We start from the raw sequence: 15,261 nt of genomic DNA on the forward strand, positions 1-15,261 counted from the left end.
CTCGGGCTCACGACCACGCGGCGCGGTTGTGGGCGCGGATCTCGCAGTGAGCGCGGCTACCAGTACTGATGCTGTCTGCCGTCGGTGTCTGCGACGTAGACGACCGCGTCGGCGCCGCCCAGGTCGGCCGGGCCGAGTGGGATGTGGCCGGGCACGATCGGTTGGCCCGTGCCGGTCGACGCGGGCAGTGCGGCGAGAAGGGCCGGTGCCGGGAACAGGGCGCGTCGGATGGTCGCCTCGGCCAGCTCGTGCTGGAGGGTGCCCGGATCGTTGTCGAGGCCGGCGTCGGTTGCCAGGAAGACGTAGCGTTCGCCCAGGGCGATTTCTGCGAGTGCTCCTGCGCTGCAACAGTTCACGTCGTCCTCGGCGGTCGACGTGGTGGACTGCGCGCGTCGGAGGAGCGTGTTGTGTGCGAACACCAGGCTCGGCCCGCGGTGCCGTTCCTGGGCAACGATCGCGAGCAGGTTCTCGGCCATCATCTCGGCGCGCAGGCTGAGCAGGGTCGCGATGCGATCGGGCACGGGACTGGCCATGGCCGCGTGATATCGCAGCAGGCCCAGGGCGGTGCGCGCGTGTGCCGCGGCGCGGTCGTAGCCGGGCGGATCGGCCGGGCGCAGGCCGGGCGCCGCACGGTGCAGCGCGCTGGCGAGATCGTCGGCGACGATGCGCAGGGCGCGAGCGCGGTCGGAGCCGCCGATCGACGCCGCCGGGTCGAACATGGCCGCCTCGTTCGTCCAGACCCGGTCCCCGCCGTCCCCGTCGAGCAGCGCGTCGAGGTCGCGGACCGATTCGGGCCGCAGTGCCTGGGGTAGGTAGTCGGTGACTGCGGACAGTGCGTGTCGTGGGCTCGGCGCGCCGGAGAACTCCAGCGGCGCGTCGAATCCGTGGAAGCGGACCCGGTCCTGCGGCGCGAGGCCGGTGTTGTGCGCGCGGAGCCATTCGACGAGTTCGCGGTTGCCCGGTACGGCGCCGAACCCGTGGCTGAACCCGGTCGAGAGCACCGCGTCGATCTCCGTCGTCCCCCCGCCCACGTAGTCGTCGACGACGGACGCGGCGAAGACATCGGTCTCGAGCACGATCGACCGGTACCCCCGCTGGACGAGAAGGCCGAGGAGTTCGTTGCGCAGCAGTGGGAACGCCGCGATCCCGTGTGTCGGCTCGCCGAGGGCGAGCAGGGTCGGCGGTTCGGCCCGCGTGGCGAGGAGTGCGTCGAGCGCACGGCCCAGGCTTGCCGGGTCGTCGAGTTGGTGCCCGATGGCGCGTAGCGATGTGGCGGTGGACATGAATTCTCCTTCCGGAAAGGACCACCTTCGACGCTATCGTTGAAGATTCAGGTGAAACTTTTCCGAGTTGTGCCTGGAATACAGGCAACCAAGCCTCAATCGGAGGTGCACGCTGCGTCCCATCGATCTCGCCCGCGAGCACGGGTTGTCCGCGCAGGCGATCCGCAACTACGACGACGCCGGCATTCTCCCGCCGTCCGAGCGCAGTGAGACCGGCTACCGGCGGTACACGCCCCTGCACGCGCAGGCGCTTCGCGCCTTCCTCACATTGCGCAGCGGCCACGGGCACCGGCAGGCGACGGCCATCATGCGCGCGACCAACCGCGGCGATACCGAGTCGGCATACCGGATCGTCGACGCCGCGCACGTCGCGCTGCTCGCCGAACGCGACACCCGCACCGAGGTCGCAGCGGCCCTGGACGGTCTGTCCACCGCGATGCCGCCGCCCGTGCACGGCCCACCGCTGACCGTGGGGGAACTCGCCCGTCGGCTCGGTGTGCACCCGGCCACGCTGCGCACCTGGGAGTCGCAGGGCATCCTGCGTCCGGTGCGTGACCGCGCGACCGGCTACCGCCGATACGGGCCGGACTGCGTGCGGGACGCCGAGATCGCACGACAGCTCCGCCGTGGCGGATACCCGCTGCACCGGGTGGCGCAGTTCGTCGAATCGGTGCGCGGGGCGGGCGGGCCGGAGGCGTTGAGCGCCTTCCTCGACACCTGGCAGGACCGGCTGATCGCGCGTAGCCGTGGCCTTCTCGCCGGCGCGGCCCAGCTCGACAGCTACCTCACCATGCTCGAACAGGTGCACCAGCCGCGGTAGCGATCAGGGAGGGCGACGGACTCTGCGTCGCGTCACACGTCGAAGTGCCGGCCTGTCCGATGCGCCACGGTCGCATGGCGTGCGGCGTATCGTTCCGGGCATGCCGTCCGAGGACGAGCTGACCCGATACGCGCCCGACGCCGCGGTGATCGCGATCCTGGACAGATTGGACGCCAGGTTCGATGCCCCCGCGCAGGTCGGCATGCGCGGCGCTCCCGTCCCGCAGCGTCCGGAATTGTTGCAGCGCAGCACCCGTCGCTTCTTCGCGCTGGCCTCCCGGGTAATTCGGGAGAATCGGATGTTCACGGCGGACGAGCTGCGGCCGGTCCGGGAGGGTGCGGTGCAGGCCGCCGCGGACGGGGCGTCGTTGTCTGCGGTCCTCCACAGTTGGCACCGCTTCGGTCGGATCCTGCTCGACGAGTGCCGTGTCGCCGCGGCGGGGGAGCGGGCGGCCGCTCTGGTCGACATCGCGGCAGCGGTGCTGCGACTGCAGGAGGTCGTCACGCGCGCCGTCGTCGAGTCCTACGAGAGTGAGCGGATCGCGCTGGAGGGGGACGAGCAGCCGTCGAAGGAGTTGTTGGCGCGTCTGCTGCTCGCCGGGCAGGACGCCGATCCCACCGCCCGTTGGTGTGGAATCGAGTTGGCGGACGAGTACTCGGTCCTCGCGATCAGACGGGACGATCCGCCGTCGGACCCGCCCGGTCGATGGTCCGATCAGGCGCGCACCCGGCGCGTGATCGATGCCTGGGGGCCGCCGCCCATCCTCGCGATCCTCGAAGCGGACGGTGCGACGTTGCTGGTGCCTCGCAAGGCCGCCACCGATGCCGACTGGTACCGCGTGGCCGTCGAACTGGTCGCGGAAGTGTCGAACACCGCCCCCGCCCAGGTGACGGCGGCGGTGACCGAGCCCGCCGCACGTGGGGGGTTGGAGGGGCCGGGGGAACTGGCCCGTGAACTTCTCGAGCTGGCGGCACGCATGGGTCGTGGCCCCGGCGTGTACCAGGTGAAGGACCTGGCGTTGCCGTTCCAGCTGTCCCAGCCGACTGCGGGGCAGCGGTACCTGGCGGACTGGCTGCTGCCGCTCGATCCGTACCCCGAACTGTTGGAGACGCTCGACGCCTTCCTGCACCACGACCTCGACCGGGGTCGGACCGCGCATGCGCTCGCGGTGCATCCCAACACCGTCAACAACCGGCTGGGTCGGATCCGGGACCTCGCCGGCATCGACCCCGGCTGCTACGAGGGCATCATGACGCTCGGCTCGGCCCTCGACGCCCGACGTGCGCGGGGAGGGAACCGCTAGTACGTGTGCGGGTGTGCCTTCTCGTACGCGGCCTTCTCGGCGTTGTAGCGCGCAACCTTCTTGGGGTTCTCCAGGTCGGAAGGCAATCCGTGCCGCTCGAGGCGTCGTCCGCGATTCTGATCCATGTACGCGGCCGAGTAGAACAGCGCCAGGAAGAGACCGAGGAGGATCATCGCCCCTCGCAGCCACAGCGGGCCGGGGAAGAGGAGGAACGCCGCGAAGATCGGGATGAACGGCACCATGCTGCGCACCATGTGGCGCGGCACCGCCCAGTCCCCGATCAGGTCGTTGCGGACCCAGTCCTGCATCGAGTCGGGAAGCTTGCGGCCGCATGCGTACGCGATCCACTGGAACGGATTGGGCCGCTTGGCCTTCGAGGTTGTCTTGTTGGACATGTCCGGTGTACCTGTACCTGTCTGGAAGGGTCGGTTCACCCGTGCAGCGCACCGGCGCACAGGGCGGCGGCGTTGACGCGGGTGAGGACGGAGTGGAGCTCTTCGAGTTCGGCGAGGCTGACACCAAGCCGCTGAACCACCGCGCCCGGAATCAGTTCGGCCCGGTCGCGCAAGGCCTTGCCGGCGTCGGTGAGCTCGACGATGAGCTGCCGTTCGTCGGTGCTGCTGCGGGTGCGGGTGATCAACCCGCTCGACTCGAGTCGCTTGAGGAGCGGTGAGAGCGTCGGTGAGTCGAGTTGCAGGGCCTGCCCGATCTCCTTGACGGACATCGGTGCGTCGCCCCACAGCGCGAGCATCACGAGGTACTGCGGGTGTGTCAGACCCATGGGCTCGAGGAGGGGGCGGTAGACGGCGAGTACCGCACGGTTGGCCACCGCGAGTGCGAAGCACACCTGGCGGTCCAGAGCCAGTGGGTCTGCGTCACCCCAGTCGATGTCCTGCTCGATGGTCGTCGTCATGGGATGAATAATACACGATTAAGTCGTGCACTAACTAAATCTCCGGACCGGGAGCGCCGACTCGCGCAATGAGAACCTGTTCTATATTCGGGTGTGACGGCCGCCACGAGCGGCCCCACCTGCTGCTACCCGGCTCTTCGACACGCACCGACTGGAGTTCACATGTACGAGTGGTCCGATACCGATCTGATGTTCCGTGACGCCCTGCGTGGCTTCATCGACAAGGAGATCAAGCCGCACGTCGACAAGCTCGAGAGCGGTGAACTGCCCCCGTTCGAGATCATCCGCAAGATGTACGCCACGTTCGGCATGGACGAGATGGCCAGCGAGGCGCTGGAGAAGGCACTCGCGAAGGAGGAGGCGAAGGAGCGCGGCGAGACCGTCCCCGAGTCCGGTGAGAAGGGCGGCGGGTTCAGCGGCGCCGGCAGCATGGGCGTCATCCTCAACAGCGAACTGGCGGGTGTGAGCCTGGGTCTGGTCGCGTCGATGGGTGTGAGCCTCGGCCTGACGGTCGGCACGCTGCGCAGCCGCGGCACCCTGGCGCAGAAGAAGCGTTGGCTGCCCGAGCTCGTGACGATGGAGAAGGTGGGCGCGTGGGCCATCACCGAGCCCGACTCCGGCTCCGACGCGTTCGGTGGCATGAAGTCGTACGTCCGCCGTGACGGAGACGACTACATCCTCAACGGCCAGAAGACCTTCATCACCAACGGCCCGTACGCCGACGTCACGATCGTCTACGCCAAACTTGACGACGGTGACGCCTCCGTCGACCGTCGTGACCGCAAGGTCCTCGGCTTCGTCCTGGACAAGGGCATGGAGGGCTTCACGCAGAGTGCGCCGTTCAAGAAGATGGGCATGAACTCCTCGCCCACCGGCGAACTGTTCTTCGACAACGTCCGCATCAGCAAGGACCGCCTGCTCGGCGAGACCGAGAACCCGGCCAAGGGCGACGGCAAGGAGAGCGCGAAGGAGTCGTTCGCGGCCGAGCGCATCGGCATCGCGTCGCTCGCTCTCGGCATCATCAACGAGTGCCAGCGCCTGTCCATCGACTACGCCAAGAACCGCAAGCTGTGGGGCAAGGAGATCGCGCAGTTCCAGCTCATCCAGCTCAAGCTGGCCGAGATGGAGGTCGCCCGACTCAACGTGCAGAACATGGTGTTCAACGCCATCGAGCGCACCGCGAACGGCAATCCGGTGACGCTCGCGGAGGCGTCGGCGATGAAGCTGTACTCGTCGCGCGCCGCCACCGAGGTCGCGATGGAGGCCGTGCAGCTGTTCGGTGGCAACGGTTACATGGCCGAGTACAAGGTCGAGCAGCTCGCGCGTGATGCCAAGTCGCTCATGATCTATGCGGGCAGCAACGAGATCCAGGTGACCCACATCGCGAAGGGCTTGCTGGCCAAGTGATCCCGGCCCCGGTCCGCACGAGGGGAACGTGCGGACCAGGGGCCGTTCACGCCGCGCTGTCGGCGGCCGCCAGTCGCCGGAGCGCGAGTTCGCTGTAGAGCGCGGCGCCGTCGCCGAGGACGGCGTCGTCGAACTCCGCGAGAGGCGAATGGTTGAACGCGGCCGTCGCCGGATCCCGGTCCGCGGGGCACGCGCCGAGGAACACGAACGCCCCCGGGATCTCGTTCAGGACCCGCGAGAAGTCCTCGGACGCGGACGCCGGCTGCGGCTGCCACGCGAACCGCTCCGGACCGTAGGTGTCGGTGACGACGTCGGCGACGAACGCGGCCTCGGTGTCGTCGTTGACGGTCACCGGATACTGCTCGGCGTAGTCGACGTCCACCTCGAGTCCGTGCGCGACGGCGATACCCCGGCACACCCGGGTGATGCCCGCCCGGACCTTCTCCTGGCTCTCGGCGGAAAAGGTGCGCACCGTGATGTCGAACCGGGCGTCGTCGGGAATGACGTTGGCCGCGGTGCCGGCGTGGAAGGTGCCCACGGTCAGCACGACCGGGTCGAACGGGGCGAACGTGCGGGTCGCGAACGTCTGCAGCGCCGTCACCATCTCGCAGGCCGCGGGAATCGGGTCGAGTGCCGCGTGCGGGGACGACCCGTGGCCGCCGCGGCCCAGCACCCGCACCGTCGCAACGTCACTCGCGGCCATCAGCGGGCCCTTACGGGTGACGAACACGCCGCCGGGTGCTCCCGACGCACTCACGTGCAGCCCGTAGGCGGCGATCGGGCGGGACCCCGAGGCCTCGAGTACCCCCTCGGCCAGCATGTGGCCGGCGCCGTCGTATCCCTCCTCGCCGGGCTGGAACATGAACACCACGTCGCCCGCGAGGTGCTCGCGGCGCGCCGACAGCAGTTGCGCGGCACCCACCAGCATCGACGTGTGGAGGTCGTGGCCGCACGCGTGCATCCGGCCCGGCAACGTCGACGCGTACTCGACGCCGGAACGCTCGCCCACCGGCAGCGCGTCCATGTCGCCGCGCAGCAGCACCGTCGGGCCGGGCCTCGCGCCGCGCAGGACCGCCGTGACCGAGCTCAGCGACTCCCCGGTGCCGACCTTCAGGGGCAGTCCGTCGAGCGCTGCCAGCACCTTCTCCTGGGTACGCGGGAGATACAGGCCCACTTCGGGCTCGGTATGGAGGGTGCGGCGCAGGCGAACCAGATCCTCGTGCAGATCCTTCGCGTCCTCGGTCAACGACACTTACGTCTCCTCTCCTCGGTGATGCGCGCGCTGTCCGGCGGCACGAGGAATGATGCACATGACGTGCATCACAACCGTCGGAATTGCAGGATTTTGCCGTGAACAAGAAGCCTGCTCAGGAATATGTCGCGGTGGACGAGCTCGACCTGAGCCTGATCAACACGCTCCAGTTGGAACCGCGGGCGTCGTGGTCCACGGTGGGCGCCGCTCTGGGTGTCGATCCCGTGACGGCCGCCCGCCGTTGGGCACGGCTGTCCGACACCGGATCGGCCTGGGTGACGGCGCATCCCGCGGGGCCGCAGACGGCCGCGCTGGTGGAGATCGAGTGCGAGGCCGGGCAAGTGCGTGCGACCGCCGAAACCCTGGTGCGGTGGCCGCACGTGCTGACCGTCGAGCACACCAGCGGTTCGCGGGACCTGCTGCTCACCGTCAGCATGCCCGACCTGGTGTCGCTGTCGGACATGTTGCTGACGTCCGTCGAGTCGCTGCCCGGGATTCGTTCGACCCGAACTCATCTCGTGATCCGCCCGTACTCGATGGGCGGCGACTGGCAGTTGCAGGCACTCGACGCGGAGCAGCGTGCCCGGATGGAGGCCCGGGGGCGTCGGGTCGGGTCGGCGCTGCAGCCGCTCGACGCGACCGATCGTGCACTGATCCGGATCCTGTTCCGGGACGGCCGGGCCCCCCTCACCGAGATCGCGGCCGAGCTCGACTGCAGTGTCAGCACCGCACGGCGCCGACTGAGAGTGCTGCTGGATCGGCACGCCGTGCTGCTGCGTTGCGATGTTGCGCAACCACTCTCGGGATGGCCGATCTCGGTGTGGATGTGGGTGCGGGTGCCGGTCGACGAGTGCGACGACGTGGCCCGACGTCTGGTCGCGCGGCCGGAGACCCGTGCGTGTCTGGTCATCACCGGCGCGCCGGCGAACTTCTTCTACTCGGTGTGGGTTCGTTCGCTCGAGGACGTGCACCGTGTGGAGCAGTCGCTGCGCCGAGAGGTGCCGTCACTCGAGATCCTCGACCGCTCCGTCACCCTCCGATTCTTCAAGCGGATGGGACGCATCCTCGACGTTGCGGGGCGCAGCGTCGAGTGCGTGCCCATGGACGTCTGGTCGGATCCGGTGGAGGGGGCGCGGGGCTGACGTCAGCGAAGTCGTTCGCGGCGGGCCATGGTGCTGCGCAGCCCCTCGGCGGCCGCCCGGACCGCGTCGACCTGGCTCTCGGGCCGGTAGCGGTTGGTCGGCCCGGTGACGCTGATCGCCGCGACGATGCGGTCGTCCGGCCCGAACACCGGCGCGGCCACGCACGCGATGCCCAGCGCCGACTCCTCGCGCTCGAAGGCCACCCCGGTCTCCACCACCTTGTCGAGCTGGCTGCGCAGGATCCCCGGCGCCACGACCGTGTGCGGGGTCCTGCGGACCATCGGGGAGGACAGAACCTCGCGGCGCAGCTCCGGATCGGAATTCGCCAGCAGCGCCTTACCGATCGCGGAGCAGTGCAGGGGGATCCGTCCGCCGGTGCGGGACGGAGAGTTGGCCTGCCGGTGGCCACCGATCTTCGCGACGTAGACCACGTCGTGGCCGTCGCGGACCCCGAGGTGCACGGTCTCGTGAGTCCGCTCGTACAGATCCTGCAGGAACGGCATCGCCATCTCGAGCAGACTGCGCTCGAGCGAGGCGAGCATCCCGAGTTCGAACAGGCCGCCGCTGAGCCGGTAGCCGTCGTCCACGCGGTCGAGCAGCCGATTCGCGACCAGTTCCTTGGCGAGACGGTGCACGGTCGCCTTGTGCAGTCCGGTCCGGCGGACCAGCTCGGCGAGGGGGACCACGTGGTCCTCGGGGCGGAAGGCGCGCAGGATCGTCACCGCCTTGCCGAGAACCGTGTCGAGGTTGGTGGCGCCGGTCATGCGTCGAGCGTATCGCTGAGTGAGACGAAAGGTTGGCCTGCGGGGCTTCCGCCCAGCACAGTAGGCATCATGAGCCAGCCCACGAACTCCACCGCGGTGAGCGAGTCCGCCATCGCTGCAGCCGCGGAACGCCTCGCGTCGGCCGCCGCGGCCGGTGTGCCCTGTGCGCCCATCCGTGACCTGATCGGCGCCGACGACCTCGCGGCCGCGTACGCCGTACAGAACCGCGTCAACGACCTGCGCATGCAGGCGGGCGCCGTCGTCGTCGGCCGCAAGATCGGCCTCACGTCGGTGGCCGTCCAGCAGCAGCTCGGTGTCGACCAGCCGGACCTCGGCGTTCTCTTCGACGACATGCAGTACGCCGACGGCGAGGACGTCCCGATGAGCGTGCTGATCCAGCCGAAGATCGAGGGCGAGGTCGGCTTCGTGCTCGGTGCCGACCTGATCGACGGCCCGCTCGACGCCGCGCAGGTGCGCGACGCGATCGAGTACGCCGTCGCCGCACTCGAGATCTGCGACAGCCGCATCGAGAACTGGGACATCCGCTTCGGCGACACCGTCGCCGACAACGCGTCGTCCGGCGTCTACGTCCTCGGCACGCAGCGCCGCACCCTCGACGAGTTCGAGCCCAAGGACGTCGTGATGTCGATGGCCGTCGACGGCCGCGAGGTGTCCAGCGGCAACGGTGCAGCCTGCCTCGGCGACCCGATCGAGGCGGTCGTGTGGCTCGCCCGCACGGCACGTGAGCTGGGTCAGCCGCTGAAGGCCGGTCAGGTGATCCTGTCCGGTGCGCTCGGCCCCATGGCAACCGTCGAGGCCGGCAACGTCGTCACCGTCTCCGTGTCCGGACTCGGTGTCGTGACCACCCGTTTCAAGGAAGGAACCGAGGCATGAGCAAGGTCAAGGTCGCGATCATCGGATCGGGCAACATCGGCACCGATCTGATGATCAAGGTGCTGAACCATTCGGAGCACCTGGAGATGGGCGCGATGGTCGGCATCGACCCCGCGTCCGACGGTCTCGCGCGCGCCGCGTCCCTGGGCGTGCCGATCACCGCCGAGGGCGTCGAGGGCCTGGTCGGCCTCCCCAACTTCGACGAGATCGAGATCGTCTTCGACGCGACGTCGGCGAAGGCCCACGTCGTGAACGATGCGCGTCTGCGCCCGCTCGGCAAGCGCATGATCGACCTCACCCCCGCCGCGATCGGCCCGTTCGTGGTGCCGGCCGTCAACGGTGACGATCACCTCGACGCGACGAACGTGAACATGGTGACCTGCGGTGGCCAGGCGACGATCCCGATGGTCGCGGCCGTCTCCCGGGTCGTCCCGGTGGCGTACGCCGAGATCGTCGCGTCGATCGCGTCGAAGTCCGCCGGCCCGGGCACCCGCGCCAACATCGACGAGTTCACCGAGACCACCTCCGGTGCCATCGTGTCGGTCGGTGGCGCCAAGCGCGGCAAGGCGATCATCATCCTGAACCCGGCAGAGCCGCCGCTGATCATGCGCGACACGGTCTTCTGCCTCGTGGACGCGCCGGACCCGGCCACCCACGACCAGATCCGCGAGTCGGTCGCGAAGATGGTCGGCGACGTGTCGGCGTACGTGCCCGGATACCGCCTCAAGCAGCAGGTCCAGATCGCCGAGATCCCCGCGGATCAGCCGGTCGAGACCCTGCTCGCCGACGGCAACCGGCCCACCCACCAGGTGTCGATTTTCCTCGAGGTCGAGGGCGCAGGACACTACCTGCCCGCCTACGCAGGCAACCTCGACATCATGACCTCTGCCGGACTGCAGATCGCTGAGCGGATCGCCCAGAAGAAGGAAGCCACCCGATGAGCACCAACCCCACCATCTTCGTCCAGGACGTCACGCTGCGCGACGGTATGCACGCTGTGCGCCACCGCATCTCGCCGGAGGACGTCAAGCGGATCGTCAAGGCTCTCGACGACGCCGGTGTCGACGCGATCGAGGTCGCGCACGGTGACGGTCTCGCCGGCGGTTCCGTGAACTACGGCCCGGGTTCCAACACCGACTGGGAGTGGATCGAGGCCGCGGCCGACGTGCTCGAGCGCGCCCGCCTGACCACCCTGCTGCTGCCGGGTGTCGGCACCATCGAGGAGCTCAAGCACGCCTACAAGTTGGGTGTGCGATCGGTGCGCATCGCGACGCACTGCACCGAGGCCGACGTCTCCGCGCAGCACATCGAGACCGCCCGTGAGATCGGCATGGACGTCTCCGGCTTCCTGATGATGAGCCACATGGCGCCCGCCGAGGAGCTCGCCAAGCAGGCCAAGCTGATGGAGTCCTACGGTGCGAACTGCGTGTACGTCACCGACTCGGGCGGACGCCTGACGATGAACGGTGTCCGTGACCGTGTCCGCGCGTACAAGGACATCCTCGACGAGGGCACCGAGATCGGCATCCACGCACACGAGAACCTCTCCCTGTCGGTGGCGAACAGCGTCGTCGCCGTCGAGGAGGGCGTGTACCGAGTCGACGCATCGCTCGCCGGCCACGGCGCCGGTGCCGGCAACTGCCCGATCGAGCCCTTCATCGCGGTCGCCGACCTGCACGAGTGGAAGCACGGCTGCGACGTCTTCAAGCTGCAGGACGCCGCCGACGACATCGTCCGCCCGCTGCAGGACCGCCCGGTCCGAGTCGACCGCGAGACACTCACCCTCGGCTACGCGGGTGTGTACTCGAGCTTCCTGCGTCACGCGGAGACCGCGTCGGCGCGCTACGGCATCGACGTCCGTACCCTGCTGCTCGAGGCCGGCAAGCGCAAGCTGGTCGGTGGCCAGGAGGACATGATCGTCGACATCGCACTGAACCTCGTCGCCGAGCGCGAGGGCAAGAGCGCCTGATTCCGGGCATCCCCTTCTCGGGCGCTGTGACCGCATCGGTCACAGCGCCCGAGCTGTTCTGTGCGGCAAGAAGAATGGCCGCACTACGAGGAGTCGCGCTGGGGAGGTCCATCCAGTGAGGGGATCAGAACTTGGGGGTTGAGGATGTTGGTCGGGTCGACCGCCTGCTTGATACGACGGTTGAGAGCGAGGAGTTCCGGTGACAGGCCGGCGGCCAGAGCGGCCCGCTTCTGGCGTCCGATGCCGTACTCGGTGGGAACAGTGCCGCCGAGTGCCGCGACGAGTTCATGAATCTCCCTTCGCGCCACGGCTGCGGCGATGGCGGCCGGTTCGTCGTCATGCGGGTAGCTCAGGACAGGGTGGGTCACCTCGTCTGCGGCGTGCGTACAGCTGACGATGGTCGTCCGGTGTCGCTCCGCGATAGCGGCCAGGCCGTCTGTCAGCTCCGGGAGGCGCTGACCGGGTACGGCGACGTCGTCGCTGATCACGGCACCGACCTTCTCCAAGGCCTCGTAGATCGCGTGACGCGGGCGGTCGAACAGTTCCCCTTCGAACCCGTCATCGGTTGCAAAAACAGCTGTGGCACCCTGGCTTTCGCAGATCCTTTCCATCTCGTTGATCTCGCTCTCGGCTGCGACACCGGCGTCGGAGCGAGCGATCAGCAACGCGCCCGCCGTCCGGTCGAGATCCATTCTGAGGAAATCCTCGGCCACATTTACCGCGGCGTTGTCCATGATCTCGAGTTGAGACGGCCTGAGAACGGACGCGATGTCCTGCGACGCAGCAGCCGCCGCGGCCATGTGCGGGAAGTACGCCACCAGCGTGTGAGGTGCAGCCGGTCGGGGGACGAGTCGAAGGGTGATGCTGGTGATCACTCCCAGCGTTCCCTCGCTTCCCACGAAGAGCTTCGTCAACGCCAGTCCGGGGGAGTCCTTCACGCGGGTCCCGCCGAGTTCGACGGCCGTGCCGTCGGCGAGAACGACCGTCATGCCCAGGACGTAGTCACTCGTGACGCCGTACTTCGTGCAGCATGGGCCGCCTGCATTGGTTGCGACATTGCCGCCGATCGAGCAGATCTCGAAAGACGACGGGTCCGGTGGGTAGAACAAGCCGGCTGCCGCGGCGGCCGACTTTACGTCGATGGTGGTCGCACCCGGCTCGACGACGGCCGTCCGTGATGCGCGGTCGACGGTGATCGCGGTCATCCGTTCCAAGCTGAGGGTGATGGCCCCGTCGATCGCGGTGGATCCGCCGACCACGCTGGTACCCGCGCCCCGGGGAACGACTGGAACGCCGTGCTCGACGGCGAACCTGAGTACTTCTCGGACGTCCGTCAGGTCGGCAGCACGCACGACGGCGGCAGGCATCCCCGCATCCGGATCGAAACTCCAGTCCTTCCTGTAGGACTCGAGCAGGTCCGGATCTGTGAGGACCGCGCCCGGTGAGAGTCGTTGTGCGAGTGAGTTCAGAGCTTCGCTGTCAGGCATGCGGGCCACGATATCCCGAGGGGCAGTGAAAGTTTCGAGTACATGTGTCGTATGTCACCGGAATCGGCTGCTGCGCTGGGTGGATCCGGGGCGAGGGGAGTGTCCGGCAGGTGGGGGCGCCGGCATCCCGGCTGTCGATGCGCTGCACTCGTTGCCCGGATGGGATGTATTACCCAGCATGGCAGGGGATTTCGTGTTCTGCGCGAATCGCAGCTGCCGTCGGTTTCGCCCGCCGAATCCGGGCGGACTTGAGCTCAACCGCAGTTGAGGTTCTAGCCTCGTGCGCATGACCTATGTGATCGCGCTGCCGTGTGTGGACCTCAAGGACAAGGCGTGTATCGAAGAGTGTCCTGTCGACTGCATCTACGAGGGCGATCGGATGCTCTACATCCACCCCGACGAATGCGTGGACTGCGGTGCGTGCGAGCCGGTCTGCCCGGTCGAGGCGATCTACTACGAAGACGACCTACCGCGTGACTTCGCTGCCTACTACACCGCGAACGTCGAGTTCTTCGATGAACTCGGCTCGCCTGGAGGCGGCACCCGGACCGGTCCGATCGGCCGCGACCACCCCTTCGTCGCGGCGGTCCCGCAGAAGGTCGGCCATTGATTTCCCCCCGAACGTCCGAGGAGATCGACGCTGAGGCGTTTCCATTGCAGGTTGCCGTGGTCGGGGCCGGACCGGCCGGGATCCACGCATCCGACATCCTTGCCCAGCTTGCGCCGGGAACGCAGATCGACCTGTTCGAGCGTCTGCCCGTTCCCTACGGACTGGTCAGGTACGGGGTTTCGCCCGATCATCCGAAGATCAAGAAGATCATCGACTCTCTTCATGTGGTCCTCGACGGCAGCACCATTCGCGTGCTGTGCAATGTCGAAGTCGGCACCGACATCACCGTCGGCGAGCTCCGCGAATCCTACGACGCCGTCATCATCGCCACCGGAGCGTTGCGGGACGCACCACTGGATATTCCCGGCATTCACCTGCCGGGATCGTTCGGTGCCGCGGACTTCGTCTCCTGGTACGACGGTCACCCGGACGCGTCGACGACATGGCCGCTGCACGCCGAATCGGTGGCCGTCGTCGGCGCGGGCAATGTCGCCTTGGACGTGGCCCGCATGCTGGTCAAGCACGCGCACATGTTGTCGGGCACCGACGTTTCCGACAACGTGTACGAAGGGCTCGAGGCCAACCCGATCCGTGACGTGCATCTGTTCGCCCGTCGCGGCCCCGCCGACGTTCGCTTCTCACCGATGGAACTGCGAGAACTCGGCAATCAGTACGATGTCGACGTCGTCGTGAATCCCGCTGATCTCGAACCTGATCCGCACCTCGACCGGATGACACGGCAGTTCACCCCGGTTCGCCATGTCGTGGAAACCATGCGGGAATGGGCGGCCATCCCATCGAGCCGACGCACGGCGTCGAGGCGGGTACATCTGCACTTCCACCAAGCCCCGGTGGCGGTCCTCGGCGGCGATGCCGTCACCGGGCTGCGCACCGAGATCATGACCCCTGACGGGTACGGACACGTAGCTGGGTCGGGAGCCTTCGTCGAGCACGAAGTGCAAGCGGTGTACCGCGCGATCGGGTACGCGAGCACACCCGTGGCCGACGTCCCGTTCGATCACGGGACCAGAACCGTCCCGCACGTCAGAGGGGCTGTCGTCGACGGCGAGGGCAACCACGTTCCGGGCCTGTTCGCCACGGGGTGGATCAAGCGGGGGCCCGTGGGGCTGATCGGATCGACGAAATCCGATGCACGACAGACCGTCGAGACCCTGTTCGAACGGACGGTCGGGGCTCGCGCACGTGCGGGACGGCAGGCTGCCGACAAAATATTGTGGGACAGGGGCGTTCGACCGACGGGCTGGGACGGCTGGCTCCGGATCGATTCGGCGGAAAGGAGGCTCGGCGCCGCACGGGGCCGGGAACGAGTCAAGATCGTCGGGCGCGAAGAGTTGACCGCCATCGCCAGCCCGTTCCACCCCCGGTTGTAGCAGGTGCTGCCGGCCACCTTCCGGAG

At 68.1% G+C, this 15,261-nt stretch carries 15 protein-coding genes; 9 read left to right on the top strand and 6 right to left on the bottom strand.

Features of this window, described 5'->3' with window-relative positions; genetic code table 11:
• Nucleotides 1–56: 56 nt before the first annotated feature.
• Nucleotides 57–1,283 carry an erythromycin esterase family protein gene (locus AC1RIF_RS18480; protein ID WP_492602824.1) on the bottom strand — a complete coding sequence of 409 codons (1,227 nt, stop codon included), beginning with the start codon at nucleotides 1,281–1,283 and terminating at the stop codon, nucleotides 57–59.
• A 112-nt stretch (nucleotides 1,284–1,395) separates the two neighbouring features.
• Here AC1RIF_RS18480 and AC1RIF_RS18485 point away from each other — a divergent pair, with 112 nt between their 5' ends.
• Nucleotides 1,396–2,103, top strand: coding sequence for a MerR family transcriptional regulator (locus AC1RIF_RS18485; protein WP_492603136.1), 708 nt, complete (start codon nucleotides 1,396–1,398; stop codon nucleotides 2,101–2,103).
• A gap of 100 nt (nucleotides 2,104–2,203) precedes the next feature.
• Nucleotides 2,204–3,406 (top strand): PucR family transcriptional regulator, encoded by a 1,203-nt coding sequence (locus AC1RIF_RS18490; protein WP_492602825.1) that lies wholly within the window; start codon nucleotides 2,204–2,206, stop codon nucleotides 3,404–3,406.
• Here the strand turns inward: AC1RIF_RS18490 and AC1RIF_RS18495 are convergent.
• Complete coding sequence (locus AC1RIF_RS18495) at nucleotides 3,403–3,801, bottom strand: DUF5313 family protein (RefSeq protein WP_492602826.1); 399 nt, start codon at nucleotides 3,799–3,801, stop codon at nucleotides 3,403–3,405. The two genes, AC1RIF_RS18490 and AC1RIF_RS18495, sit on opposite strands and share 4 nt — an antisense overlap.
• A gap of 35 nt (nucleotides 3,802–3,836) precedes the next feature.
• Complete coding sequence (locus AC1RIF_RS18500; RefSeq protein ID WP_492602827.1) at nucleotides 3,837–4,319, bottom strand: MarR family winged helix-turn-helix transcriptional regulator; 483 nt, start codon at nucleotides 4,317–4,319, stop codon at nucleotides 3,837–3,839.
• A gap of 162 nt (nucleotides 4,320–4,481) precedes the next feature.
• Here AC1RIF_RS18500 and AC1RIF_RS18505 point away from each other — a divergent pair, with 162 nt between their 5' ends.
• A complete protein-coding gene (locus AC1RIF_RS18505; protein ID WP_492602828.1) occupies nucleotides 4,482–5,726 on the top strand; it encodes an acyl-CoA dehydrogenase family protein in 1,245 nt (414 codons plus the stop codon).
• A gap of 46 nt (nucleotides 5,727–5,772) precedes the next feature.
• On the opposite strand, the gene AC1RIF_RS18510 is transcribed toward AC1RIF_RS18505, so the two are convergent.
• Nucleotides 5,773–6,978, bottom strand: a complete 1,206-nt coding sequence (locus tag AC1RIF_RS18510) for a M20 metallopeptidase family protein (RefSeq protein ID WP_492602829.1) — start codon at nucleotides 6,976–6,978, stop codon at nucleotides 5,773–5,775.
• A gap of 98 nt (nucleotides 6,979–7,076) precedes the next feature.
• On the opposite strand from AC1RIF_RS18510, the gene AC1RIF_RS18515 reads away from it, so the two are divergent.
• Nucleotides 7,077–8,120 carry an Lrp/AsnC family transcriptional regulator gene (locus AC1RIF_RS18515; RefSeq protein ID WP_492602830.1) on the top strand — a complete coding sequence of 348 codons (1,044 nt, stop codon included), beginning with the start codon at nucleotides 7,077–7,079 and terminating at the stop codon, nucleotides 8,118–8,120.
• Nucleotides 8,121–8,122: 2 nt separating this feature from the next.
• Here AC1RIF_RS18515 and AC1RIF_RS18520 read toward each other — a convergent pair whose 3' ends face one another.
• Complete coding sequence (locus AC1RIF_RS18520; RefSeq protein ID WP_492602831.1) at nucleotides 8,123–8,884, bottom strand: IclR family transcriptional regulator; 762 nt, start codon at nucleotides 8,882–8,884, stop codon at nucleotides 8,123–8,125.
• Between the two features lie 69 nt (nucleotides 8,885–8,953).
• Here AC1RIF_RS18520 and AC1RIF_RS18525 point away from each other — a divergent pair, with 69 nt between their 5' ends.
• The 3 genes from AC1RIF_RS18525 to dmpG are packed head-to-tail and all read left to right on the top strand — an operon-like array spanning nucleotide 8,954 to nucleotide 11,747.
• On the top strand, nucleotides 8,954–9,778 hold the full coding sequence (locus tag AC1RIF_RS18525; RefSeq protein WP_492602832.1) for a 2-keto-4-pentenoate hydratase: 825 nt from the start codon (nucleotides 8,954–8,956) through the stop codon (nucleotides 9,776–9,778).
• A complete protein-coding gene (locus AC1RIF_RS18530; RefSeq protein ID WP_492602833.1) occupies nucleotides 9,775–10,719 on the top strand; it encodes an acetaldehyde dehydrogenase (acetylating) in 945 nt (314 codons plus the stop codon). The genes AC1RIF_RS18525 and AC1RIF_RS18530 overlap by 4 nt, the downstream gene beginning before the upstream one ends.
• Nucleotides 10,716–11,747 carry a 4-hydroxy-2-oxovalerate aldolase gene (gene dmpG / locus AC1RIF_RS18535; protein WP_492602834.1) on the top strand — a complete coding sequence of 344 codons (1,032 nt, stop codon included), beginning with the start codon at nucleotides 10,716–10,718 and terminating at the stop codon, nucleotides 11,745–11,747. Before AC1RIF_RS18530 ends, dmpG begins: the two co-directional genes overlap by 4 nt.
• A gap of 83 nt (nucleotides 11,748–11,830) precedes the next feature.
• Here dmpG and AC1RIF_RS18540 read toward each other — a convergent pair whose 3' ends face one another.
• Entirely contained in the window at nucleotides 11,831–13,234 is a 1,404-nt protein-coding gene (locus tag AC1RIF_RS18540) for an FAD-binding oxidoreductase (protein ID WP_492602835.1), read from the bottom strand.
• A 286-nt stretch (nucleotides 13,235–13,520) separates the two neighbouring features.
• Between AC1RIF_RS18540 and fdxA the strand changes: the two genes are divergently transcribed.
• Nucleotides 13,521–13,844: a ferredoxin gene (fdxA, locus tag AC1RIF_RS18545; protein WP_492602836.1), complete on the top strand. Its 324-nt coding sequence runs from the start codon at nucleotides 13,521–13,523 to the stop codon at nucleotides 13,842–13,844.
• Complete coding sequence (locus AC1RIF_RS18550; RefSeq protein WP_492602837.1) at nucleotides 13,841–15,235, top strand: FAD-dependent oxidoreductase; 1,395 nt, start codon at nucleotides 13,841–13,843, stop codon at nucleotides 15,233–15,235. Before fdxA ends, AC1RIF_RS18550 begins: the two co-directional genes overlap by 4 nt.
• Nucleotides 15,236–15,261 lie beyond the last annotated feature (26 nt).

The organism is Prescottella sp. GW823-FHT02E09 (assembly GCF_058797375.1).